We start from the raw sequence: 23,147 nt of genomic DNA, 5'->3' as shown, positions 1-23,147 counted from the left end.
CGGACGGCCTGGGCGCGCTGTCGGCAGGTCCTCGGACTGACTCCCGTACGCGGCACGCGGGCATGCGGACATCCGGTGTCGGACATCTGGGCATGCGGGCATATCACATACAAGTACACCGTTGCGGGACAGTTCCGGATTCGCACCGGATTCCCCTGCGACGACAGCGAGCACGAGCATACATCTTGTGCCGGGCTCCGGAAGCACCCCCACATGTTGTGTCGTGTCGGCTCCGGACGGTGCAGCGGGAGGTGTCAGAGCGTCAACTCGTAGGTGAGGAGCACGACGTCGTCCAGCTCCGGCAAGGGGTTCCAGTCACGGACGGGGGTACGGGTGAAGCCGAGGCGCTCGTACACGCGGTGGGCGCTGCGCATGGTGCGCTGGGTGGACAGCACGACGGCTCCGCAGCCCGCCGTGGCCCGGGCGCGGTCGACACAGGCGCGCACCAGCAGGGTCCCCACGCCCCGGCCGCGGGCCTCCTTCGCGACCGCCAGCATCCGCAGCTCGGCCTCGCCCGCCCGCGCGATGTCGGCCATGGGCCCGCCGGACGGCACGAAGGTCACTCCGCCGAGAAGCCGGCTCCGGGGCGGGCCGCCCGAGCCCTCCCCGGCGACGGCTTCGACGGCCACCAGCACATCGGCGGCCGCCGCGCGCTTCGCCACGTCCCGCAGCTCGCCGAGATACGCGTCGCTCTCCCCGAAGTCGAGCAGCCCGTCCCCGAGATAGGCCCGCGCGGTGATCTCGCCCAGTTCCGCGAACTCCCCGGGCTCCGCCCGCCGGATCACGATGGTCATACGGATCCCAGCCCGTCCTCGTCGCCTGGCCCCGGCCCCGTCCCCGTCCCCGGCCACAGGGGCAGGGTCGAGACGAAGTCCTTCGAGAAGTCGCGCGGTCCCGCGCCGAGGGCCACCCGGCCGGTGAGACGCGCCCTCGCGGTCAGCGCGGGCGACTCGGGATAGTAGACCCGCCCGGCGGCCGAGGGGACGAACACGGTCTGGCCACGGGTGAGTTCGGCGGCCGACTCGACGATGACCGCCCCCTCCGCGAGCGTCACGAACGACTCGTCCGCGCACACACCGACGGCGAGCGGATCGTGCAGCGGGCAGGTGCCGTCCCCGCCGCTGCGGCGGTACGCCTCCATGTAGACCCGCAGCAGCCGGGCCGCGAGCGCGGTGCCGGGGCCCGCCGCCTCCAGTGCCGCGAGGTCGGCGGGCGTGAACAGCCAGCGGTGCGAGGCGTCCAGGTCGACCATGGTGAAAGGGATGCCGGAGGACAGGACCAGCTCGGCGGCGTCCGGGTCGGCCCACATGTTGAACTCGGCGACCGGCGTGATGTTCCCCGGCACGCGTGCCGCGCCGCCCATGAACACGAACTTCTTCACGCGCCGCGCGAAGCCGGGGTCCTCCAGGAGCGCGACCGCCACATTGGTGAGGGGGCCCGTCGCGCACACCGTCAGCTCGCCTTCGTACTCCCGGGACAGCCGCAGCAGCGTCCGCGCGGAGGACTCCGCCGGGTGCGCCGCGGTCGAGTCGGGCAGCGTCTCGCCGCCGAGTCCCGCGGGGCCGTGGAAGTCGGCGGCGACGCGGTGGGGGAGGCGGGTCAGGGGGCGGCCCGCGCCGCGGTGGACGGGGACGTCCGCGTCGATGCGCATCGCTCGTGCGAGGGCGCGGGCGTTGCGGTACGTCTGCTCGGCGGGGAGGTTGCCGCCCACGGAGGTGTAGGCCTTCAGGTCCCACAGGCCCGTACCGAGCAGGTACTGGAGGGCTACGGCGTCGTCGATGCCGGGGTCGCTGTCGAGGACGATGGGGGCGCGTGGGGTCACCGGGCCAGGTTATCCGCCCCCGCCGCCCCTACCCGTTCCCGTCCACGCATGGGGGCTGCGCCCCCTCGCCCCCGTTTGTCCTCAAACGCCGGACGGGCTGGAGATTCGCGGACCGTCCGCGAATCTTTCAGCCCGTCCGGCGTTTGAGGACACAGTGACGGGACGGGTAGGGGCGGCGGGGGCGAAAACTCCCCAGTGCCCCCTAGTGCCCGGCCCCCGCCGTCGCCGGCGGCAGGTCCACCTGGACTCCCTTGTCGCCGGCGTCCGCCGTGTAGTCCTCGGCAGAGGTCTCGTCGATCCCGTCCGGCGCCTTGACCGCCCTCAGGACGAACGTCAGCACCACCGTCACCACCACGTTCAGCACGATCGCGGTGAGCCCGATGTACCCGATCTCCCCGATCCCGGGAATCTCCTTCGAGGACCCGCCGAAGTGCTTCTGCGTCGGCGACGCGACCCCGTACGCGGCGACCGTCCCGTACACCATCCCGACCGCCCATCCCGCGAGCAGCGCCCACCGGTGGAACCAGCGCGTGAACAGTCCGCCGACCAGCGCAGGGAAGGTCTGCAGGATCCAGATCCCGCCGAGGAGCTGGAAGTTGATGGCGACCGTCTTGTCCATGGTCAGGACGAAGACCAGCGCACCCACCTTCACGAGAAGCGAGACCAGCTTGGAGACCTTGGTCTCCTGGGCGGGCGTCGCGTCGGGCTTGATGAAGTCCTTGTAGATGTTGCGGGTGAACAGGTTCGCCGCCGCGATGGACATGATGGCCGCCGGCACGAGCGCGCCGATCCCGATCGCCGCGAACGCCACGCCCGCGAACCAGTCCGGGAACATGGTCTCGAAGAGCTGCGGGATCGCCAGCTGCCCGTTGTCCACCTTGATCCCGGCGGCGATCGCCATGAAGCCGAGCAGCGCGAGCAGGCCCAGCATCAGCGAGTACAGCGGCAGGATCGTGGTGTTGCGCCGGATCACCTCACGGCTGCGCGAGGACAGCGTCGCGGTGATCGAGTGCGGGTACATGAACAGCGCGAGCGCCGAGCCCAGTGCCAGCGTCGCGTAGGTCCACTGGCCCGCCTCGCCCGGCACGAGGGAGCCGCGTGGCGCGCCGGTCGCCGGGTTGGTCTGGCTGTACGCCTCGCTCGCCTTGGCGAAGATCTCGTCGAAGCCGCCGAGCTTGATCGGGATGTAGATGATCGCGACGGCGATGACGATGTAGATCAGCGTGTCCTTGACGAACGCGATCAGGGCGGGCGCCCGCAGCCCGGACGAGTACGTGTACGCGGCCAGCACACCGAAGGCGATGAGCAGCGGCAGGTCCTTCACGAACCAGTTGGTGTCCTCACCACCGCCGACGCCCATCACGTCGAGGACGGCCTGGATGCCGACCAGCTGCAGCGCGATGTACGGCATCGTCGCCAGGATGCCGGTCACGGCGACCGCGAGCGACAGACCCTTCGAGCCGAAACGTCCGCGCACGAAGTCGGACGTCGTCACGTACCCGTGCTTGTGCGAGACCGACCACAGGCGCGGCAGGAAGGTGAAGATCAGGGGGTAGACGAGGATCGTGTACGGGACGGCGAAGAAGCCGGCCGCGCCCGCCGCGTAGATCGCCGCCGGTACCGCCACGAACGTATACGCGGTGTAGAGGTCGCCGCCGAGCAGGAACCAGGTGACCCAGGTGCCGAACGACCGGCCGCCGAGCCCCCATTCGTCGAGGGTGTGCTCGTTGTCGGACCGCCGCCAGCGCGCGGCCAGGAAGCCCATGACCGTGACGGCCACGAAGAAGAAGATGAAGACGGCGAGTGCGACGCCGTTCACGCCGTCCTTCATGCGGACGCGCCCCCGTTCTGTGCCCGACGGGCGGCCTTGCGGGCGCGCTGCTCACGGTTCCACAGCGTGTACGCGGTCATCGTGAGCGCGGTCGAGACGAGCACCCACAGCATCTGGTACCAGTAGAAGAACGGGATGCCGATGAAGGTCGGGTCGACCTTCGCGTACGAGCCCACCCAGAGCATCGCCACGAACGGCGCGATCAGGCAGACGGCGATCACCACACGGACCGGTGTCACCACCGGTGGTTCCCCTTCGGGCGCTCTTGGCACATCCGGTGTTTCCGACATACGGCGGCTCCGTCCCCTCACTGATCACCTGTGCAACGCGCAGGAAATCTAAGGGACGGTTCCGCTTTATGGAACCCCCGTCCGCATAACGGATGTGCCGTGTCGTGCGGCGACCGCGGCCCCCCGCGTCACGGTGTCAGCAGCAGCGGAAGCCCTGCCGCGGATCCGCCTCCTGACGGTCCGTGCGCATCCGCTCGAACTCCCGCCGCGAGGGCACCTCCGCATCGGCCCGCTCCGCGCGCAGATGCGCCACGTACCGGTCGTACGCGGACTCGTCGGTCAGCTCCCGTACGTACCAACGCACGCCCCTGGCCGCCCTAACCGCGTGGTTCAGCGCCGACCGCATCGCGTACCTCCTCCTTCTCCTCCCGGGTCGGGATCAGCCCGGCCGGGGCGACGATCTGCGACTCGACGTAGGGCGCCTCGCTGAGCGTGGAGAGCGCGGGACGGCGTACGTGCCGGATGCACACCCGTGTCGCGTCCGCGATCACCACGACGATGAGCAGGGCGAGAACCGCCGTGAGGACACCGTCGACCGTGGAGTTCGTGACGATCGTGTGCATGTCGTCCATGTTCTTCGCGGGTGCGACGAGCTCGCCCCGGTCGATGCCGTCCTGGTAGATCGAGCGCTGCTTGAAGAAGCCGACGCGCGGGTCGCTGGAGAAGACCTTCTGCCAGCTCGCGGTCAGTGTGACCGTGGCGTCCCAGACGAGCGGGATCCCGGTGATCCAGGCCCATTTGAGGCGCCCGGACTTCACCAGCAGGGTCGTGCAGACGGCCAGGGCGACGGCGGCGAGCAGCTGGTTGGAGATGCCGAAGATCGGGAACAGCTGGTTGATCCCGCCGAGCGGCTCATGGACGCCGACCCACAGGAAGTAGCCCCACAGACCGCAGACGATGCCGCTGGTGATGACCAGACCGGGCTTCCAGCTCACATCCTTGAAGGGTTTGTAGAGATTGCCCAGCGTGTCCTGGAGCATGAAGCGGCCCACCCGGGTGCCCGCGTCGAGCGCGGTCAGGATGAACAGCGCCTCGAACATGATCGCGAAGTGGTACCAGAACGCGCGCAGACCGTCCCCGGTGACGTCGGAGAAGATCTCCGAGACGCCGACCGCGAGCGTGGGCGCGCCGCCGGTCCGCGACAGCAGGGATGCCTCCTCGACGTTCTTGGCCGCGGCGGCCAGATCGCCGGGTGAGATCTGATAGCCCCAACTGCCCACCACCTGCGAGGCGTTCTGGACGGTGTCGCCGATGACACCGGCGGGCGCGTTCATCGCGAAGTACAGGCCCGGGTCGATGACGGACGCCGCGACCAGCGCCATGATCGCCACGGACGACTCCATGAGCATGGAGCCGTACCCGATCATCCGGACCTGCGTCTCCTTCTGGATCATCTTCGGCGTGGTGCCGGAGGAGATCAGGGAGTGGAAGCCGGAGAGGGCCCCGCAGGCGATGGTGATGAAGACGAACGGGAAGAGCGAGCCCGCGAAGACCGGCCCGTTGCCCTGCGAGGCGAAGTCCGTGACCGCGTCCATCTTCAGCGTCGGCAGCGACACGACGACCCCGAGCGCGAGCAGCCCGATCGTGCCGATCTTCATGAACGTGGAGAGGTAGTCGCGGGGTGCGAGGAGCATCCACACGGGCAGGATCGACGCGATGAACCCGTACGCCACCAGCCAGATGACCAGTGTCGAGGGGGCGAGCGTGAACGTGTCGGCCCAGGAAGACTCGGCGACCCAGCGCCCCGCGACCAGCGCGAACAGCAGCAGCGCCACACCGATCAGCGAGACCTCGGCGACCCGGCCGGGCCGCAGGACCCGCAGGTAGAAGCCCATCAGCAGGGCGATCGGGACCGTCATCGCGATGGAGAAGGTGCCCCACGGGGACTGGGCGAGCGCGTTGACGACGACCAGCGCGAGCACCCCGAGCAGGATGATCATGATGGCGAAGGCGGCGATCAGGGCCGCAGCGCCGCCGAACGGGCCGATCTCCTCGCGCGCCATCTGCCCGAGCGACCTGCCGTCGCGCCGGGTGGAGAAGAACAGCACGACCATGTCCTGGACCGCGCCCGCGAAGATCACGCCGACGATGATCCAGATGGTGCCGGGCAGATACCCCATCTGCGCGGCCAGCACGGGCCCCACCAGCGGCCCCGCACCGGCGATCGCCGCGAAGTGATGGCCGAGGAGCACCCGCCGGTCGGTGGGATGGAAGTCGATGCCGTTGTTGAGCCGCTCGGCCGGGGTGGCCCGGTTCTTGTCGACCCTCAGCACCTTGTACGCGATGAACTTCGCGTAGAAGCGATAGGCGATGGCGTACGAGCCGAGGGCGGCCGCCACCATCCAGGCGGCCGAGACCTCCTCGCCCCGCGAGAGAGCGAGCACGGACCAGCCGGCCGCGGCGATCAGCGCGACGAGGGTCCAGATGACGATGTTGCGGGGACTTGCCTTGCGGGGGCCTTGCGGAGATGCCGTCCGGGGGCTGTCGGTGCGCACGGGTCGTCCTCCCGTCCATGAGTGACGGGAGGACGGTAGAACAGGATGAGCACCAGCGCTACACCACGAACATCACGCGTCTTCACGGACCGAAGCCCCGTCAGGGGCGCGGGGAACGGCGCAATCTTTTAGGGGGCGCAGCCCCCAAGGGGCGCGGGGAACGGCGCAGTCTTTGTCTTTCAGGGGCGCGGGGAACGGCGCAGTCTTTGTCTTTCAGGGGCGCGGGGAACTGCGCGACCAGCCACGACGCACCCGCACCCGACAACGCACCCCAACCCCCCGCCCCCCCCAACCCCCCTAATCCATAGGCCGCTTGAGCCGAGCAACGAACTTGTACCGATCCCCCCGATAAACGGACCGCACCCACTCCACCGGCTGCTGATCCTGATCGATCGAGTGCCGCGACAGCATCAGCATCGGCAACCCCACATCCGTCCCCAGCAACCCCGCCTCCCGAGGAGTCGCGAGAGACGTCTCGATCGTCTCCTCCGCCTCCGCGAGCCGCACGTCGTACACCTCGGCCAACGCCGTGTACAGGGACGTGTACTTCACCAGCGACCGCCGCAACGCGGGAAACCGCTTCGCGGACAGATGCGTCGTCTCGATCGCCATCGGCTCCCCGCTCGCGAGCCGCAGCCGCTCGATCCGCAGCACCCGCCCCCCGGCACTGATGTCGAGCAGCTCCGCGAGCGTGTCGTCGGCGGTGATGTACCCGATGTCCAGCAGCTGCGAGGTCGGTTCGAGCCCCTGCGCCCGCATGTCCTCGGTGTAGGAGGTGAGTTGCAGCGCCTGCGACACCTTCGGCTTCGCGACGAACGTGCCCTTGCCCTGGATGCGTTCGAGCCGCCCCTCGACGACCAGCTCCTGCAGCGCCTGGCGCACGGTCGTGCGCGAGGTGTCGAACTCGGCGGCGAGCGTGCGCTCGGGAGGTACCGGCGTACCGGGCGGCAGTGTGTCCGTGATGTCGAGCAGATGCTTCTTCAGGCGGTAGTACTTGGGCACGCGCGCGGTACGGATGGGGGCGCCACCCTCGTTCTCCGCACTGCTGACGTCGGTGCTCATACTCTGCCTTCCCGGCTTCGAGTGCCGATGCGGCCGGCGTACGCGCCGGCCACGGCTCACATCGTGGCACGCCCAACCGTGCGAGTGTCCTCCCGCACGCTGCGTGATCCCCTCTATATACCGTCGGGGTCCCTTTTGGTCTAGTCCATAGCGTGCGCAGGGTGGGCCGGAGGGGCCCCCGCGACCTGCGTGGGCGCCCGCCCGATCTGTCACCCGTGTAGTGAAAGGTCCCTGCATATGTAGGTCGCGTAACGGACGGTCTGGAGCGGCTTTTTCACCCTTGACACCTCTCTAGGTCTAGTCCAAGCTCCCCGTACTGGTCTAAACCATTGAGGACCAGGTCCCAGCCCCACGGGCAGTACTCGTCGTAAGTCACGCGGTGGGCAGGGGGGTTGCTGGCATCCCTGAGGAGGATGACGTGAATCGCAAGCTCATCGCGGCCGTCGGTGTCGCGGGCATGTTGATGTCGATCGCTGCCTGTGGCGGCGACGACGGTGACGACGGTGGCAAGGCGGGGGCCGACGGCTACAAGGGCCAGACCCTGACCGTCTGGGCCATGGACGGCTCCACGCCGGAGGGCTGGACCAAGGACCTCACGGCCGCCTTCGAGAAGAAGACGAAGGCCAAGCTGAAGTTCGAGACGCAGCAGTGGAACGGCATCCAGCAGAAGATCACCACCTCGCTCTCCGAGGACAACCCGCCGGACGTCCTTGAGGTCGGCAACACCCAGACCCCGGCCTACGCGGCCACCGGCGGTCTCGCCGACCTGAGCGACCTCAAGGAGGAGATCGGCGGCGACTGGACCAAGGCCCTCAACGAGTCCTCGGTCTTCGACGGCAAGCAGTACGCCGCCCCCTGGTACTTCGCCAACCGCGTCGTCATCTACAACAAGAAGGTCTGGGCCGACGCCGGCATCACGGACACCCCCAAGACGCGCGCCGAGTTCTTCGACGCCCTGAAGACCATCGACAAGAAGACCGACGCCGAGCCGATCTACCTGCCCGGCCAGAACTGGTACTTCTTCGACGGTCTGACGATCGGCCAGAGCGCCGACCTGGTGAAGAAGGAAGGCGACAAGTACGTCTCCAACCTCGCGGACCCGCAGGTCGGCAAGGCCATGGAGATCTACAAGCAGTACCAGTCGTACTCCAAGGCCCCCAAGGACAAGGACGAGGCGACCCCGCAGCAGGCCGAGGTCTTCGCCAAGGGCAACGTCGGCGCCTTCATCGGCATGGGCTGGGAGGCCGGCACGGCCATCGCGGCCAACAAGAAGATAGAGAAGGACATCGGCTACTTCACCATCCCCGGTGAGACGGCCGACTCGCCCGAGGGTGTCTTCCTCGGCGGCTCCAACTTCGCGGTCGCCGCGGGCAGCAAGAAGCAGGAGCTCGCCAAGGAGTTCCTGAAGCTCGCCCTGTCCGACAAGTTCGAGGGCGCGCTCGCCAAGGAGAACGGCGTCATCCCGAACAAGGAGGCGCTGCAGATCCACCTCGCGGGCAACGGCGCCGCCGAGGCCGCCGCTCCGGCCGCGGCCGGCGGCGGCACCACGCCGCTGATCCCCGAGTGGGCCGCCGTGGAGAACGACCCCAACCCGATCAAGGCCTACATGACCGCGGTCCTGAAGGGGAAGTCGCCCGCCGCAGCCGCCAAGCAGGTCGAGGCGGAGATCAACAAGCGGCTCGCGCAGAGCAGCTGATCACCCCCGTGCCGGGGACGGTTCCCTCCGTCCCCGGCACGCCGGCGCATTCAACTGCGAAACCCGACGGTGGAAGAGATGGCGAGCATGTCAGTGCAGACCGACCGCACGGACACAGGCACGGCCGCCGCGCCCGGTGTCCGTAAGACCGACGTACCCCCGCCCGACGACACAGGCATACGCAAGGGCAAGGGCAAGGGCGAGCGCCCGGCCGGAGGCCGCGGTGGCGCGTCCGCCCCGTACGTGCTCCTGCTGCCCGCCCTGCTCGCCACGGTGATCCTGCTCGGCTGGCCGCTGATCAAGAACGGCATGCTGTCGTTCCAGAACCTCAATCCGCGCCAGCTGATCCTCCACCTCACCGAGTGGAGAGGGTTCGACAACTACACGGACGTCCTGAGCAGCGAGGACTTCTGGAAGGTCGTCCAGCGCACGGTCGTCTTCACCGCCGTGAACGTCGTCCTCACCATGGTGCTCGGCACGCTCGTCGGCCTGCTCCTCGCCCGGCTGGGCAAGCGCATGAGACTGGTCCTGCTGCTCGGCGTGGTGCTGGCCTGGGCGATGCCGGTGATCGCCGCGACCACGGTCTACCAGTGGCTGTTCGCCCAGCGCTTCGGCGTCGTCAACTGGCTGCTCGCCAAGGCCGGCTGGACGTCGATGGCCGACTACAACTGGTTCGGCACCCAGCTCTCCACCTTCTCCGTGATCACCCTGCTGATCGTCTGGCAGTCGATCCCGTTCGTGGCGATCAACCTGTACGCCGCCACGACCACCATCCCCAAGGAGCTGTACGAGGCCGCCTCCATCGACGGGGCCGGCACCTGGAAGAGCTTCACCTCCGTGACCTTCCCCTTCATCCGGCCGTTCCTGTGGGCGACGACCTTCCTCGAAGTCATCTGGATCTTCAAGGCGTTCCCGCAGATCTTCGCCATGAACAAGGGCGGCCCGGACCGGCTCACCGAGACCCTGCCGATCTACGCGTTCGTCGAAGGGCCCGGAAACCAGCACTACGGGATGGGAGCGGCGATCTCGTTCCTGACGATCCTCATCCTGCTCGCCCTGACGGCCTACTACCTGCGTACCGTTCTCAAGCAAGAGGAGGACGAGCTGTGAAGCGCTCCCTGATGGCCCGGCTGTGGCCCAACGCGACGGCCCTCGTCCTCTTCGTGGTCTTCACGTTCCCCGTCTACTGGATGTTCGCGACGGCACTGAAGCCGACCGGCGACATCATCGCGGACACCCCGGTCTTCGTACCGACCGACATCACGTTCGACCACTTCCAGAAGGCGCTCGAAGCCGACCACTTCTGGACGCTGGTCGGCAACTCCCTGACGGTGACCGTCCTCGCGGTGGTCTTCTCCCTCGTCATCGGGCTGCTCGCGTCCTTCGCGCTGGCCCGGATGCGGTTCAAGGGCCGCCGCGGCTTCCTGCTGACCTTCATGATCGCGCAGATGGCCCCCTGGGAGGTCATGGTCATCGCGATCTACATGATCGTGCGCGACGCGGACCTCCTCAACAGCCTCATCCCGCTCACCGCCTTCTACATGATCATGGTGCTGCCCTTCACGATCCTGACACTGCGGGGATACGTCGCCGCCGTGCCGAAGGAACTGGAGGAGTCCGCCATGGTGGACGGCTGCACCCGCAGGCAGGCCTTCGTGAAAGTCATCTTCCCGCTGCTCGCCCCGGGCCTGATGGCGACCTCGCTCTTCGGCTTCATCACCGCGTGGAACGAGTTCCCGCTGGTCCTGATCCTCAACAAGGACGCCGAGAAGCAGACGCTCCCGCTGTGGCTCTCCAGCTTCGAGACGACGTTCGGCGACGACTGGGGGGCCACCATGGCCGCGGCATCGCTCTTCGCCATCCCGATCCTGGTCCTGTTCGTCTACCTCCAGCGCAAGGCCGTCAGCGGACTCACCTCCGGCGCCGTGAAGGGATAACGCCACCCGATGACCACCATTGCCTCCGGCACCGGCACGCTGACCCGTGACGCCCTCGCCGTCCTGCAGCCCGGTTTCACCGGGACCTCCGCACCCTCCTGGCTGCTCCGGCGGCTCGGCGAGGGCCTCACCTCCGTCGGCCTCTTCGGCCGCAACATCGCCTCTCCCGACCAGCTGGCCGCCCTCACCGCCCAACTGCGCGCGGAACGCGACGACGTCCTGGTCGCCATCGACGAGGAAGGCGGTGACGTCACGCGCCTTGAGGTGCGTACGGGATCGTCGTTCCCCGGCAACCACGCGCTCGGCGCGGTCGACGACGTGGCCCTGACCGAGGCCGTCGCCCGTGAACTGGGCCGCCGGCTGGCCGACTGCGGGGTCAACCTCAACTGGGCCCCGTCCGCGGACATCAACTCCAACCCCTCCAACCCCGTCATCGGCGTACGGTCCTTCGGCGCCGACACCGCGCTGGTGGCCCGGCACACCGCCGCGTACGTCTCCGGGCTGCAGTCCGCCGGGGTCGCCGCCTGCACCAAGCACTTCCCGGGCCACGGGGACACGGCGGTCGACTCCCACCACGCGCTGCCGCGCATCGACGCCGACCTGTCGGTGCTGCACTCGCGCGAGCTGGCCCCCTTCCGCGCGGCGATCGCCGCCGGCTCCCGGGCCGTGATGAGCGCGCACATCCTGGTACCGGCCCTCGACCCGGCCCACCCCGCGACCCTCTCCCGCCGCGTCCTCACCGGGCTGCTGCGCGAGGAACTCGGCTTCGACGGGCTGATCGTCACCGACGGCATGGAGATGCAGGCCATCTCCGCGACCTACGGCATCGAGCGGGGCAGCGTCCTCGCGATCGCCGCGGGCGCCGACGCGATCTGCGTGGGCGGCGGACTCGCCGACGAGGCCACGGTCCTGCGCCTGCGGGACGCGCTGGTCACGGCGGTCCGCACGGGCGAACTCCCCGAGGAGCGCCTGGCGGACGCGGCGGCCCGGGTCCGCGCACTGGCCTCCTGGACGACATCGGCCAGGCCGTCGGTACCGGCAACCGTCACGGACGGCGCCGAGATCGGCCTGATGGCGGCCCGCCGCGCGCTGACCGTCACCCGCGGCAGCCACTACACACCCCTCACCGAGGCCCCGTACGTCGCCGCCCTCACCCCCGTTGCGAACATCGCCGTCGGGGACGAGACCCCCTGGGGCGTCGCCGCCGAACTGCGGCGCCTGCTGCCGGGCACGGAGACTGGCAGCTTCACGGGGGAGGGGGCCGGGGCGGAGGTACTCGCCGCCGCCGGTACGCGCCGCGTGGTCGCCGTGGTCCGCGACGCCCACCGCCACGGCTGGATGTCCGAGGCCCTCGACACCCTGATCGCGTCCCGCCCGGACACGATCGTGATCGAAATGGGCGTCCCCCAGGCCCCACCCCGAGGCGCCCTCCACATCGCCACCCACGGCGCGGCCCGAGTATGCGGCACGGCAGCAGCAGAATCCCTCACAACCCCCTGAGCCCCACGGCCTTCAGGGGCGCGGGGAACGGCGCGCCCAGCCACAACGCTCCCGCACCCGACAAAGCACCGCCGCTTTTAAGGGGCGCGGGGAACGGCGCGCCCAGCCACAACGCTCCCGCACCCGACAACGCACCGCCGCTTTTAAGGGGCGCGGGGAACTGCGCGGCCAGCCACATCGAACCCGCACCCGACAACGCACCACGGGCAGCGGGACACAAGAAGGGTCCGGGTTCACCACGGGGGGAACCCGGACCCTTCGTGCCGTCTGGCTACCGCAGGCACGTCGCTGGCCGCAGGCACGTCGTGGCCGGCCGCGCAGTTCCCCGCGCCCCTAAAAGCTCGTGGCCGGCCACCCAGTCCCCCGCGCCCCTAAGGCGCGCCGAGCCCCAGGGGCCTAAATCCCCTGCCAGGCCGGCTTATCGGCATACGTGTGCCGGAAGTACTCCGCCAACTTCAACTTGGACGCGGCAGCCTCATCCACCACAACCGTCGCATGCGGATGCAGCTGGAGCGCCGAGGCAGGACACACCGCGGCCACCGGCCCCTCCACGGTCGCCGCCACGGCATCCGCCTTGCCCTCACCCGTGGCCAGCAGCACCAGATGCCGCGCCTCAAGGATCGTCCCGATCCCCTGCGTGATCACGTGATGCGGCACCTGCTCGATGTCGCCCTCGAAGAACCGCGCGTTGTCGACCCGCGTCTGCTCGGTCAGCGTCTTGATCCGCGTACGGGAGGCCAGCGAGGAACACGGCTCGTTGAACCCGATGTGCCCGTCGGTCCCGATCCCGAGCAGCTGGAGGTCGACCCCGCCCGCCTCGGCGAGCGCCCGATCGTACGCCTCGCACGCGGCCCGCACGTCCTCCGCGGTCCCGTCGGGCCCCATGAACGCGTCCAGGTCGAGCCCCAACGGCTCCAGCACCTCGCGCCGCAGCACCGACCGGTACGACTCGGGGTGCTCGGCCGGCAGCCCCACGTACTCGTCGAGCTGCGCGACCCGCGCGCGAGAGACGTCCACGCCGCCGGCACCGACCGTCGCGGCCAGCGCCTGGTAGATGGGCAGCGGCGTCGAACCGGTGGCCACCCCGAGCAGGGCGTCGGGCTTGTGCCGGAGCAGCTCCGCCATGGCCCCGGCAATGAGCTCGCCACCCGCCTTGGCGTCCGAAACGATGACAACTTCCACGCTGGGCCTGCCGTTCTGAAGGGGAACTCACCTGCATATGTGGTATAGACCAATCTAGCAGAGCACTCCCCTCCAGTCGCGTCTTCGGGGACGGCCGTATCCCCTCGGGAATCCCGCCGTAATTCCCGCCGGTGATCGAACCGGGAAGATCATTTCTCCGGCCCGCACCGCCCCGCAGCGCCCGGGGCCGAGTCATCGGCAGAAAATGGAGGCACGGCGCAACTCGCCATGCGAATCCGACCCCGCCCTTGAACCGCCCGGGGTTAGGCTGCGTGGTGCAAGGAGGACGCGAGTTGTTGGATTAATGGACAACAACAAACATCCGACAACGCATGGACAGTCGTAGTGGTCTAGTCCAGAATCATAGGCAAAGCCCACATGCGCAGCTGAATGACCAAGCCTCCGCCTTCCCCGCACAGGAAGGCGGATCGAGGAGCCGGCGCTCTCTGCCCTGACTGCACCGGATCCTCGTCCTCGGCCGATCGGGACCGCACACCCCGTGGCCGATGTTGCTCCGGGCTGCGGTGCCGGGAGGGTTGAGGGTCCCTCTCAGGCGCCGCGGCCCGCGGGTGTCTCCGGGGCCCTCGCAGGTGGCTGATTTCGGGACCTGTCGTACCCGACGGGTACGCTCGCACCTGTGCCCTCCATGAACGACCTCGTACGCCAGCACACCGCGCTCGGTGACTCCGACCTTGAGTGGCTGCATCTGCTGGTCTCGGAGTGGCAGCTGCTCTCCGACCTCTCCTTCGCCGACCTCGTCCTGTGGGTCCCCACCCGCGACGGCACCCGCTATGTCTCGGTCGCCCAGATGAGGCCCAACACCGGCCCCACCTCGTACCAGGACGACATGGTCGGCCACCTCGTCCCGCGCGGCCGGCGCCCCATGCTGGACGCCGCCCTGGACGAGGGCCGGATCGTGCGCGAGGGCGACCCGGAATGGCGCGAGGAGGTCCCCGTACGGGTGGAGTCCATCCCCGTACGACGCGAGGGCCGCGTCCTCGGCGTCATCGCCCGCAACACCAACCTGCTCACGGTCCGCACGCCCTCCCGGCTCGAACTGACCTATCTGCAGAGCGCCTCCGACCTCGCCCAGATGATCGCGGCGGGCTCCTTCCCGTTCCCCAACCAGCAGGTCGACATGGACGCCTCGCCGCGCGTGGGCGACGGCCTGATCCGGGTGGACGCGGACGGCGTCGTCCAGTACGCGTCACCGAACGCGCTCTCGGCGTACCACCGCCTCGGCCTCGCCGCCGACCTGGTCGGCCATCACCTCGGCCAGACCACCGCCGAACTCGCCCCGTCCCGCGGGCCCGTGGACGAGGCGCTGGAGAAGGTCGCCAGCGGCTGGGCGCCCCGCGAGTTCGAGATCGAGAGCAACGACGGCGTGATCCAGCTGCGCGCGATCCCCCTGAAACCCAAGGGCACGCGCGTCGGTTCCCTGGTCCTGCTGCGCGACGTGACCGAACTGCGCCGCCGCGAGCGCGAGTTGATCACCAAGGACGCGACCATCCGGGAGATCCACCACCGGGTGAAGAACAACCTCCAGACGGTCGCGGCCCTGCTGCGCCTCCAGGCCCGCCGTATCGAGTCCGACCGGGGCCGCGAAGCCCTGGAGGAGGCGGTGCGCCGGGTCGGTTCCATCGCCATCGTGCACGAGACGCTGTCCCAGAATCTGGACGAGCGCGTGGAGTTCGACGAGATCGCCGACCGGGTGCTCGCCATGGTCGCCGAGATCTCGCCGGGCACGGTCGTCGGCCGGCGCACGGGCCGCTTCGGGATACTCGACGCCGAGGTCGCGACCCCGCTCTCCATGGTCCTCACCGAGATCCTGCAGAACGCCCTGGAGCACGGCTTCCGCGAGGGCGAGCGGGGCACGGTCGAGGTCTCCGCGGTCCGCGGCGGCACGTCGAAGGAGAACCGCCTGCTGGTCACCGTCCAGGACGACGGCGTGGGCCTGCCCGAGGGCTTCGACCCGCACCGCTCGGGCAACCTCGGCCTGCAGATCGTGCGGACGCTGGTGGAGGGCGAGCTGGGCGGCACCTTCGACATGGTCCCGGCCCCCGAGCGCGGCACCCAGGTCGTCCTGGACATTCCGGTGCGGAACCCGAAGTAGCCCAGTACGTATGGGCCGCCTGGATATGCCAGGCGGCTCCGAGTCCTCGCCGGGCCCCTCGCGCGACTCCCGTACCTCCCGTACCTCTCCTGTACCTTCCGCACCACTACTTCACGAACACGCTGCGTAATCTCCACCGCTGTGCCCATCGCTGTGCACGCGGAGGTGAGCACAGCGATGAGCCCCGGACCACTGAGTGGTCCGGGGCTCAAAGTGTCATTCGGTTGCGCATCGGGGGTACTGCGCGCTGCGGCTCGGGGGCGGGAGATGCGTACGCGCTGTACGCGCCGCCAAGCTCAGGCTGTTGCGGGGTGGGTTGTCAGGCGGAAGCCTGACGGGCCCGGTTGCGGGCGGCGCGGCGCTTCATTGCGCGGCGCTCGTCCTCGCTGAGGCCACCCCAGACGCCGGAGTCCTGGCCGGACTCAAGCGCCCACTGCAGACACTGCTCCATGACGGGGCAGCGACGGCAGACGGCCTTGGCTTCCTCGATCTGCAGCAGCGCAGGACCGGTGTTGCCGATGGGGAAGAAGAGCTCGGGGTCTTCTTCGCGGCAAACGGCGTTGTGACGCCAGTCCATGGCTGCTACCTCTCCTTGGTATTACATGCACGTTGCTTGTGAATGTGAACGCTTTCACGAATCCCTCAACAAGTGAAGGGCCGACTACCAGACGGACTGGTGTGGTCCTTTGAAGTGAGGAGGGGTTCCGGCGCTCTGTGGGGGCGATGTTGCGGCCCGTCCCGAGCGCCACGTAGAGACTCGCAAACCTCAGCGGCGGATACAACCCCTACCGGAAAGTTTTTTTTGATTCCTCGGTGTCGACTAGGTCACAGCCGTACTTCCATGGGGTGGATCCTGGCCTAAACGTTCGAGTGGAAGGACTTTAGCCCGTTCCGCTCACACAATCACACGCAGTGCACGGCGAACGCCTGTGAACGCGACGCTCGTACGCAGTCCGAGGTGGTCGCCGTCCATCTGGAGGGGGAGTGGGACCTTCGAATGCAAGGTGAAGTCGGTCAGATCGTGCAGGGACACCGCGTGCTTGCCATGGGGTCCGCGCTCGGGGGACGAAGTGAGCAACTGGGTGCCATACCGGGCAACCGCGGTCGTCGACATCCGGCTGAGACCGAGTACGTCGAGGCCGGTATCGAACGAGGCCTTAGGTGACGCGTACACCGGGCGATTGCCCAGATACGTCCACGGGGAGGTGTTGCAGACTATCGACAGCACCAGATCGGTCACCGGGTCGGAACCCGGCCGCTCCAGCGTGATCGTGCCGCGGCGGCGATGGGTCTCCCCGAAGAACTGGCGCATCGCCTGGCGCAGATAGAGCGAGTGCGTGGAACGTTTGCCGCGCTCCCGGTGCTGTTCGACCCGGCCGACCACGCCGGCGTCGAAGCCGAGCCCCGCGTTGAAGGTGAACCAGCGGGAGGGGACGCCCTCGTCCTCGCTGCCCGGTGTGCCCGCGGCGAGGCCGAGGCCCACCGTGCGCTCCCGGCCCTCGCGCAGGGCGTCCAGCAGGGCGCCCGTCGCCTCGACGGCGTCGTTGGGCAGGCCCAGGGCGCGGGCGAAGACATTGGTGGAGCCGCCGGGGACGACGGCGAGGCCGGGCAGTCGGTCGGGGTCGGGGCCGTTGTGCAGCAGACCGTTCACGACCTCGTTGACCGTGCCGTCGCCGCCGAGGGCCACGACCAGTTCTATGTCCTTGCTCTCCGCGGCCTGCCTGCCGAGGTCTCTCGCATGGCCGCGGTACTCGGTGGTGACCGCTTCGAGTTTCATCTCGCTCGCCAGCGCGTGGATCAAGACGTCACGCGTGCGTGCGCTGGTGGTGGTAGCTGCCGGATTGACCACAAGAAGTGCACGCATGCGATGCAGCGTACCTACCGCGTGGTACTCGTCCCATACCGAGGTGAGGATCAGGTGAGAGAGGGACGGCTCGCCGGGTGTCCTGCCGGCCGCACCCCTGAACGTCCGGGGTCGTACGGCGGCCGTGGGCGACCGGGGGGCGAGGGCTACCCTTCAGGGGTGAGTCCTGAGCAGAATCCCACCCCGGAAAACGTCGGCGCCGAACCCCGCCCCGGGCGGCTGACCACGGCGGCCGCGCTCGTCGCGCTGGAGGGGGTCGCCCTCGTCGCCGGGGGCGTCTACCTGCTGGTGATGGGCCTCACCGGCCATCCGGACGACCGGAGCCAGGCGGTCACCGGGGGTGTGACGCTGATCGCGCTCGCCCTGCTGCCTCTGCTGGCCGCGCGGGGGCTGCTGCTGCGGCGCAGCTGGAGCCGGGGGCCCACGATCATCACGCAGATCATGGCGCTGCCCGTCGCGTACAACCTGCTCCAGGCCGACAGTCTCGCCATCCCCGGGGGGATCGCCCTGGCGGTGGTGGCGGTCGCGACGCTCGTACTGATCCTGAACCCGGAGACGACGCGGGCCCTGGGGATCACCGGGCCGGGCGCTGCGCGGGAGTAGTGCGCGGGTGGTCCGCCGCGCCCCTGACGGGGCGCGAGCCGTGCGACGTGCCGCCTACTCCTCGACCAGCAGCTTCTCGCGGAGCTGGGCCAGTGTGCGGGCCAGCAGCCGGGAGACGTGCATCTGCGAGATGCCGACCTCCTGGGCGATCTGCGACTGGGTCATGTTCGCGAAGAAGCGCAGCAGCAGGATGCGCTTCTCACGCGGGGGCAGGTCCTCCAGGAGCGGCTTGAGGGACTCCCGGTACTCGACGCCCTCCAGGGCCTCGTCCTCGGAGCCGAGCGTGTCCGCGACGGCCGGGGACTCGTCGTCGGTGTCGGGGACGTCCAGGGACAGCGTGGAGTACGCGTTGGCCGACTCCAGGCCCTCCAGGACCTCCTCCTCCGAGATGCCCAGCTTCTCGGCCAGCTCGTGCACGGTGGGGGAGCGGCCGTGCTGCTGCGAGAGCTCCGCGGTCGCCGTGGTCAGCGCCAGCCGCAGCTCCTGCAGCCGGCGCGGAACCCGTACCGCCCAGCCCTTGTCCCTGAAGTGCCGCTTGATCTCGCCGACGACCGTGGGGGTCGCGTACGTCGAGAACTCGACACCGCGCTCCGGGTCGAACCGGTCGACCGACTTGATCAGGCCGATGGTCGCGACCTGGGTGAGGTCGTCCAGCGGCTCGCCGCGGTTGCGGAAGCGGCGTGCGAGGTGCTCCACGAGCGGCAGATGCATCCGGACCAGCTGATTGCGCAGCTCCGCGTACTCCGCGCCGGTGCTGTCCAGTTCGCGCAGCTCGATGAACTTGGCCCGCGCCCCGCTCCTGTTGTGCGGGTCGTGGTGTGATCCCGACGCGCCGTTGTCGGCGTTTCGCTCGTGTTCGTGCTGCTCGCTCATGATCCCGCCCGTCACCCGCCGCCGCCCTTCCAAGGACGTCCCCCCAGACTCCGTCCGGGGGGACCCCCACTGCGCGGCAACGTCTGGATCCTGTCGCCCGTCACTGTCGGAAAGCGCCTCGCGCTCGTCCTGGTCGATCGGCTCGCCCCGAGCCCGCCCGGCCGCCGGGGAACTGCCGTCCTCCGGGTGCGGCCGGGCCTGCTGCTCGGGGATGCCGTCGACGCCTTCCGCCAGACGCCGGGGCCCGCCCGGGCCGCCCTCGCCCTCGGCGGAAAGTTCCCGTGTGCCGCGCTCTTCGTCCCGCACCGGCCCGTCCCCGTTCCTCACGCCGGCCCGGGTCCCGCGCCGCGCTGTTTGTAGAGGCTGATCGAAACGGTTTTGTCGTCGCCCACCGAGGAGGAGACCTTGCCTGCGAGGGCCGACAGCACGGTCCAGGCAAAGGTGTCGCGCGCGGGGGCGTGGCCGTCGGTGGTCGGGGCCGAGACAGTCACCTCAAGCGAGTCGTCGATCAGGCGGAAGACACAGCTGAGCACGGAGCCCGGCACCGCCTGTTGCAGAAGGATCGCGCACGCCTCGTCCACGGCGATACGCAAATCCTCGATCTCGTCGAGGGTGAAGTCCAAGCGCGCCGCGAGGCCGGCCGTGGCCGTACGCAGCACCGACAGGTAGGCACCCGCAGCCGGCAGCCGGACTTCCACGAAGTCCTGGGTCGCGGGCTCGCCTGCGATCTGGGACACCCTCACCTCCAAGGTGGTACAAGCTCTTTCGGGGGCCGAGGGTCGCCCCCCGGGGTAACGCGCTTCGTGTTTCAGCGGTGACGCTATCGCGCTCTCAGGTTTCCTGTCCCCGGGACCCCAACCCCTTGCCGTCACTCATAGTAAACCTAGGTATACGCACAGTGGCTAGGGGTCTGCGGGCCCAATTGGGAAGAGGACGCGCCGGATTGACGTACCCAGACGTCAGAGCATCGAACCGTCCGGAACCCACGTCACACCAGCACGTGGTCGACGAAGCACCAGCGCCAGCTCTCACCGGGTTCGAAGGTCCGCATGATCGGATGCCCCGTGTCCTTGAAATGCTCTGTGGCGTGCCGCAGCGGCGACGAGTCGCAGCAGCCCACGTGACCGCAGTCCAGGCACAGTCGTAGCTGCACCGGGTGCGAGCCCACCGCCAGGCATTCGAGGCAGGTGTCGCTCAGCGGTGCGGGTTCGGGCTGCGGCAGCGCGTCGGCGTGCGTGCACTGTTTCATGATTGCCAGATTACGTCGGGTGTGCGGGAATCCGCGCGGAAATGAAAGCGGGCCGATACCGATGCATGTGATGCCCCTGCTCCTGCTGATCGCGGGCAGCGCCGCGGTGGCGGGCGCCGCGCGCCGTACGCCGGTGCCCGCGCCCCTGCTGCTCGTGGCGGCGGGCCTGATCGTCTCGTACGTACCAGGGGTGCCCGAGTACACGCTCGACCCCCACATCGTCCTGCCGCTGCTGCTGCCCCCGCTGCTCTACACGGCCGCCACGGACAGCTCGTACCTCGATCTGCGGGCGCAGATCCGCCCGGTCGCGCTGCTGTCGGTCGGATACGTGCTGTTCGCGACGTTCGCCGTCGGCTGGGCCGCGTACGTGATCGTGCCGGACCTCTCGCTCACCGCCGCGCTGGTGCTGGGCGCGGTCGTGGCGCCGCCGGACGCGGTCGCGGCCACCGCGGTGGCGCGCCGGGTCGGGCTGCCGTCGCGGGTCACCACGATCCTGCAGGGCGAGTCGCTGGTGAACGACGCGACCGCGATCACCGCCTACAAGGTGGCGCTGGCCGCCGCCGTCGGCGAGGGCGCGACCTGGGCGGGCGGCATCGGCGAGTTCCTGCTCGCGGCGCTGGGCGGCATCGGCGTCGGACTCGTCCTGATGATGCCGATCCACTGGATGCGCACGCACCTGACGGAGGCCCTGCTGCAGAACTCCCTGTCGCTGCTGACGCCGTTCTTCGCCTACGCGGTCGCCGAGCAGGTGCACGCCTCCGGAGTGCTCGCCGTGGTCGTCGTCGCGCTCTACCTGGGCCACCGCAACTGGGAGGTCGACTTCGCGACCAGGCTCCAGGAGGAGGCCGTCTGGAAGATGGTCGCGTTCATCCTGGAGTCGGCGGTCTTCGCCCTCATCGGCCTGCAGCTCCCGGTGATCCTCAAGGGCCTCGGCGAGTACGAGGGAGCGAGCGCGGCCTGGTACGCGGTGGCCCTCTTCGTGATCGTCGTCGCGACCCGCTTCGCCTGGGTGTACCCCGCGACCTACCTGCCGCGCCTGCTGTCCGCGCGGATCAGGAAACGGGAGGAGAACCCCACCTGGAAGGGGTCCTTCGTCATCAGCTGGGCCGGCATGAGAGGCGTCGTCTCGCTCGCCATCGCCTTCTCGATCCCGCTCACCGCGGACGGCGGCGAGGACTTCCCCGGCCGCAACATGATCCTCTTCCTGACCTTCACGACGGTGATCGGAACGCTCGTCGTGCAGGGACTGTCGCTGCCGCCGCTCATCCGCGTGCTGAAGCTCCCCGGGCGGGACCAGCAGGCCGAGACCCTCGCCGAGGCGAACGCCCAGGCGCAGGCCTCCCGGGCCGCCGAGCGGCGCCTGGAGGAACTCCTCTCCGACGAGCGCAACACCCTTCCGCCACCCCTGGCGGACCGGCTGCGCACGGTCCTGGAGCGCCGTCGCAACGCCGTCTGGGAACGGCTCGGCCAGGTCAACAGCGTCACCGGCGAGACCGCGGACGACACGTACCGGCGGCTGTCCCGGGAGATGATCGGCGCCGAGCGCGCGGTGTTCGTGAAGCTGCGGGACGGCCGTTTCATCGACGACGAGATGCTGCGCACCCTGCTGCGCCGCCTGGACCTGGAGGAGGCCGCCGCGTTCCGCGAGGGCACCTAGGGGGTGTCCGGCCTGCCTGTGATCACGGCCGCGACCGTCGTCCCGCGCGGGAAGGCGCCCTCCGCCGCGAGGGTCGCGAGTCCGTACAGCGACTTGGCGACATAGAGACGTTCGACGGGCAGGCTGTGGCGCTGCTCGAAGTCGTCCGCGAACGCGTCGAGTGCGGGAGTCGTACGGGCGTAACCGCCGAAGTGGAAGCGGTCGTCCAGGGACCAGTCGCCGCGCGGGCCGCCGAACGCCTCCTCCTGGAGAGCGCGAATCCCGGCGCCGAGGAAGCCGCCCTTCAGGACCGGTATGCCCAGCGCGCGCCTGCCCGGAGGCAGGCCCCCGGCCAGGCCCGCCAGGGTGCCGCCCGTGCCGCAGGCCAGCGCGACTACGTCGGCGTGGTCGCCCAGCTCCTCGCCCAGCGCCGTGCAACCGCGCACGGCGAGGGCGTTGCTGCCGCCCTCCGGGACCACGTACGCGTCCTCGCAGGCGGTCGAGCGCACGAGCGCGGCCAGGGTCTCCGGCTCGCTCTTGCGGCGATACGTCGATCTGTCGATGAAGTGGAGCAGCATGCCGTCGGCCGCGCACCGGGCGAGGGACGGATTCAGCGGACGGTCGGCCAGCTCCTGGCCGCGGACCACACCGACGGTGGGCAGGCCCAGGAGGCGTCCGGCCGCCGCGGTGGCCCGCAGATGGTTCGAGTACGCGCCGCCGAAGGTGAGCACCGTGCGGCCGGCCGCCGCCCGCAGGTTCGGGGCCAGCTTGCGCCATTTGTTGCCGATCAGCTCCGGGTGGATCAGATCGTCCCGCTTGAGCAGCAGCCGCACACCATGGCGCGCGAAACGCTCGTCCACGACCTCCCGCAGCGGCGACGGCAGCCGTGGCCGCAGAACGCCGGGACCAAGGTCGGGGTCGACTGCTTCAGGGGTGTCGGGGCCGGTCACACCCCCATTGTCGGACACGCGTCCGAGCGACACGCGGGTCGCGC

General features: G+C 69.4%; 21 protein-coding genes and 1 riboswitch. Of the genes, 7 read left to right on the top strand and 14 right to left on the bottom strand.

Going from position 1 to position 23,147, the window contains the following annotated elements; genetic code table 11:
• Nucleotides 1–5 precede the first annotated feature (5 nt).
• Nucleotides 6–180: riboswitch (cobalamin riboswitch) on the bottom strand.
• 74 nt (nucleotides 181–254) lie between these two features.
• The 7 genes from J8N05_RS35670 to J8N05_RS35640 form a co-directional block, all read right to left on the bottom strand.
• Nucleotides 255–794, bottom strand: a complete 540-nt coding sequence (locus J8N05_RS35670) for a GNAT family N-acetyltransferase (RefSeq protein WP_210889900.1) — start codon at nucleotides 792–794, stop codon at nucleotides 255–257.
• Nucleotides 791–1,822, bottom strand: coding sequence for a nucleoside hydrolase (locus J8N05_RS35665; protein WP_210889899.1), 1,032 nt, complete (start codon nucleotides 1,820–1,822; stop codon nucleotides 791–793). The genes J8N05_RS35670 and J8N05_RS35665 overlap by 4 nt, the downstream gene beginning before the upstream one ends.
• 202 nt (nucleotides 1,823–2,024) lie before the next feature.
• Nucleotides 2,025–3,653, bottom strand: a complete 1,629-nt coding sequence (gene mctP / locus J8N05_RS35660) for a monocarboxylate uptake permease MctP (RefSeq protein WP_210889898.1) — start codon at nucleotides 3,651–3,653, stop codon at nucleotides 2,025–2,027.
• Entirely contained in the window at nucleotides 3,650–3,943 is a 294-nt protein-coding gene (locus J8N05_RS35655) for a DUF3311 domain-containing protein (protein WP_210889897.1), read from the bottom strand. The genes mctP and J8N05_RS35655 overlap by 4 nt, the downstream gene beginning before the upstream one ends.
• Nucleotides 3,944–4,079: 136 nt before the next feature.
• A complete protein-coding gene (locus J8N05_RS35650) occupies nucleotides 4,080–4,289 on the bottom strand; it encodes a YbdD/YjiX family protein (RefSeq protein WP_210889896.1) in 210 nt (69 codons plus the stop codon).
• Nucleotides 4,261–6,438 (bottom strand): carbon starvation CstA family protein, encoded by a 2,178-nt coding sequence (locus tag J8N05_RS35645; protein WP_210889895.1) that lies wholly within the window; start codon nucleotides 6,436–6,438, stop codon nucleotides 4,261–4,263. The genes J8N05_RS35650 and J8N05_RS35645 overlap by 29 nt, the downstream gene beginning before the upstream one ends.
• Before the next feature lie 297 nt (nucleotides 6,439–6,735).
• Nucleotides 6,736–7,500 (bottom strand): GntR family transcriptional regulator, encoded by a 765-nt coding sequence (locus J8N05_RS35640; RefSeq protein ID WP_210889894.1) that lies wholly within the window; start codon nucleotides 7,498–7,500, stop codon nucleotides 6,736–6,738.
• A 418-nt stretch (nucleotides 7,501–7,918) separates the two neighbouring features.
• On the opposite strand from J8N05_RS35640, the gene J8N05_RS35635 reads away from it, so the two are divergent.
• From J8N05_RS35635 to J8N05_RS35620, 4 genes are all read left to right on the top strand, one after another.
• Complete coding sequence (locus J8N05_RS35635) at nucleotides 7,919–9,196, top strand: extracellular solute-binding protein (RefSeq protein ID WP_210889893.1); 1,278 nt, start codon at nucleotides 7,919–7,921, stop codon at nucleotides 9,194–9,196.
• A gap of 87 nt (nucleotides 9,197–9,283) precedes the next feature.
• The gene (locus tag J8N05_RS35630) at nucleotides 9,284–10,306 is read left to right on the top strand and encodes a carbohydrate ABC transporter permease (protein WP_210889892.1); all 1,023 of its coding nucleotides are present in this window, start codon (nucleotides 9,284–9,286) and stop codon (nucleotides 10,304–10,306) included.
• Entirely contained in the window at nucleotides 10,303–11,133 is an 831-nt protein-coding gene (locus J8N05_RS35625; RefSeq protein WP_210889891.1) for a carbohydrate ABC transporter permease, read from the top strand. The genes J8N05_RS35630 and J8N05_RS35625 overlap by 4 nt, the downstream gene beginning before the upstream one ends.
• A 9-nt stretch (nucleotides 11,134–11,142) precedes the next feature.
• A complete protein-coding gene (locus J8N05_RS35620; protein ID WP_210889890.1) occupies nucleotides 11,143–12,633 on the top strand; it encodes a glycoside hydrolase family 3 protein in 1,491 nt (496 codons plus the stop codon).
• A 396-nt stretch (nucleotides 12,634–13,029) separates the two neighbouring features.
• On the opposite strand, the gene nagB is transcribed toward J8N05_RS35620, so the two are convergent.
• Entirely contained in the window at nucleotides 13,030–13,815 is a 786-nt protein-coding gene (nagB, locus tag J8N05_RS35615; RefSeq protein WP_210889889.1) for a glucosamine-6-phosphate deaminase, read from the bottom strand.
• Between the two features lie 637 nt (nucleotides 13,816–14,452).
• Between nagB and J8N05_RS35610 the strand changes: the two genes are divergently transcribed.
• On the top strand, nucleotides 14,453–15,928 hold the full coding sequence (locus tag J8N05_RS35610; RefSeq protein ID WP_210889888.1) for a sensor histidine kinase: 1,476 nt from the start codon (nucleotides 14,453–14,455) through the stop codon (nucleotides 15,926–15,928).
• 319 nt (nucleotides 15,929–16,247) lie between these two features.
• On the opposite strand, the gene J8N05_RS35605 is transcribed toward J8N05_RS35610, so the two are convergent.
• Together J8N05_RS35605 and J8N05_RS35600 are read right to left on the bottom strand one after the other, a co-directional pair.
• Complete coding sequence (locus tag J8N05_RS35605; protein ID WP_016639615.1) at nucleotides 16,248–16,505, bottom strand: WhiB family transcriptional regulator; 258 nt, start codon at nucleotides 16,503–16,505, stop codon at nucleotides 16,248–16,250.
• Nucleotides 16,506–16,823: 318 nt separating this feature from the next.
• A complete protein-coding gene (locus tag J8N05_RS35600) occupies nucleotides 16,824–17,792 on the bottom strand; it encodes a diacylglycerol/lipid kinase family protein (RefSeq protein WP_210889887.1) in 969 nt (322 codons plus the stop codon).
• Between the two features lie 159 nt (nucleotides 17,793–17,951).
• On the opposite strand from J8N05_RS35600, the gene J8N05_RS35595 reads away from it, so the two are divergent.
• Nucleotides 17,952–18,395 (top strand): hypothetical protein, encoded by a 444-nt coding sequence (locus J8N05_RS35595; RefSeq protein WP_210889886.1) that lies wholly within the window; start codon nucleotides 17,952–17,954, stop codon nucleotides 18,393–18,395.
• Nucleotides 18,396–18,449: 54 nt separating this feature from the next.
• On the opposite strand, the gene J8N05_RS35590 is transcribed toward J8N05_RS35595, so the two are convergent.
• The 3 genes from J8N05_RS35590 to J8N05_RS35580 form a co-directional block, all read right to left on the bottom strand.
• Nucleotides 18,450–19,595 (bottom strand): RNA polymerase sigma factor SigF, encoded by a 1,146-nt coding sequence (locus J8N05_RS35590; protein ID WP_210889885.1) that lies wholly within the window; start codon nucleotides 19,593–19,595, stop codon nucleotides 18,450–18,452.
• Nucleotides 19,592–20,005, bottom strand: coding sequence for an ATP-binding protein (locus tag J8N05_RS35585; RefSeq protein ID WP_210889884.1), 414 nt, complete (start codon nucleotides 20,003–20,005; stop codon nucleotides 19,592–19,594). Before J8N05_RS35585 ends, J8N05_RS35590 begins: the two co-directional genes overlap by 4 nt.
• A gap of 251 nt (nucleotides 20,006–20,256) precedes the next feature.
• Nucleotides 20,257–20,517, bottom strand: a complete 261-nt coding sequence (locus tag J8N05_RS35580; RefSeq protein WP_210889883.1) for a UBP-type zinc finger domain-containing protein — start codon at nucleotides 20,515–20,517, stop codon at nucleotides 20,257–20,259.
• Between the two features lie 61 nt (nucleotides 20,518–20,578).
• Between J8N05_RS35580 and J8N05_RS35575 the strand changes: the two genes are divergently transcribed.
• Complete coding sequence (locus tag J8N05_RS35575) at nucleotides 20,579–22,174, top strand: Na+/H+ antiporter (protein ID WP_210889882.1); 1,596 nt, start codon at nucleotides 20,579–20,581, stop codon at nucleotides 22,172–22,174.
• Here the strand turns inward: J8N05_RS35575 and J8N05_RS35570 are convergent.
• Nucleotides 22,171–23,103, bottom strand: a complete 933-nt coding sequence (locus J8N05_RS35570) for a 1-aminocyclopropane-1-carboxylate deaminase/D-cysteine desulfhydrase (RefSeq protein ID WP_247706635.1) — start codon at nucleotides 23,101–23,103, stop codon at nucleotides 22,171–22,173. The genes J8N05_RS35575 and J8N05_RS35570 overlap by 4 nt on opposite strands.
• Nucleotides 23,104–23,147 lie beyond the last annotated feature (44 nt).

Source organism: Streptomyces liliiviolaceus (assembly GCF_018070025.1).
GTDB classification, from domain to species: Bacteria; Actinomycetota; Actinomycetes; order Streptomycetales; family Streptomycetaceae; genus Streptomyces; species Streptomyces liliiviolaceus.
This window is presented reverse-complemented; position numbering and strand designations above follow the sequence as displayed.

Coding starts and splice junctions, on each gene's coding strand:
- J8N05_RS35580 (WP_210889883.1), bottom strand. CDS start 20,517: ATGAAACAGTGCACGCACGCCGACGCGCTGCCGCAGCCCGAACCCGCA.
- mctP (WP_210889898.1), bottom strand. CDS start 3,653: ATGAAGGACGGCGTGAACGGCGTCGCACTCGCCGTCTTCATCTTCTTC.
- J8N05_RS35670 (WP_210889900.1), bottom strand. CDS start 794: ATGACCATCGTGATCCGGCGGGCGGAGCCCGGGGAGTTCGCGGAACTG.
- J8N05_RS35655 (WP_210889897.1), bottom strand. CDS start 3,943: ATGTCGGAAACACCGGATGTGCCAAGAGCGCCCGAAGGGGAACCACCG.
- J8N05_RS35650 (WP_210889896.1), bottom strand. CDS start 4,289: ATGCGGTCGGCGCTGAACCACGCGGTTAGGGCGGCCAGGGGCGTGCGT.
- J8N05_RS35630 (WP_210889892.1), top strand. CDS start 9,284: ATGTCAGTGCAGACCGACCGCACGGACACAGGCACGGCCGCCGCGCCC.
- J8N05_RS35620 (WP_210889890.1), top strand. CDS start 11,143: ATGACCACCATTGCCTCCGGCACCGGCACGCTGACCCGTGACGCCCTC.
- J8N05_RS35575 (WP_210889882.1), top strand. CDS start 20,579: ATGCATGTGATGCCCCTGCTCCTGCTGATCGCGGGCAGCGCCGCGGTG.
- J8N05_RS35640 (WP_210889894.1), bottom strand. CDS start 7,500: ATGAGCACCGACGTCAGCAGTGCGGAGAACGAGGGTGGCGCCCCCATC.
- J8N05_RS35605 (WP_016639615.1), bottom strand. CDS start 16,505: ATGGACTGGCGTCACAACGCCGTTTGCCGCGAAGAAGACCCCGAGCTC.
- J8N05_RS35600 (WP_210889887.1), bottom strand. CDS start 17,792: ATGCGTGCACTTCTTGTGGTCAATCCGGCAGCTACCACCACCAGCGCA.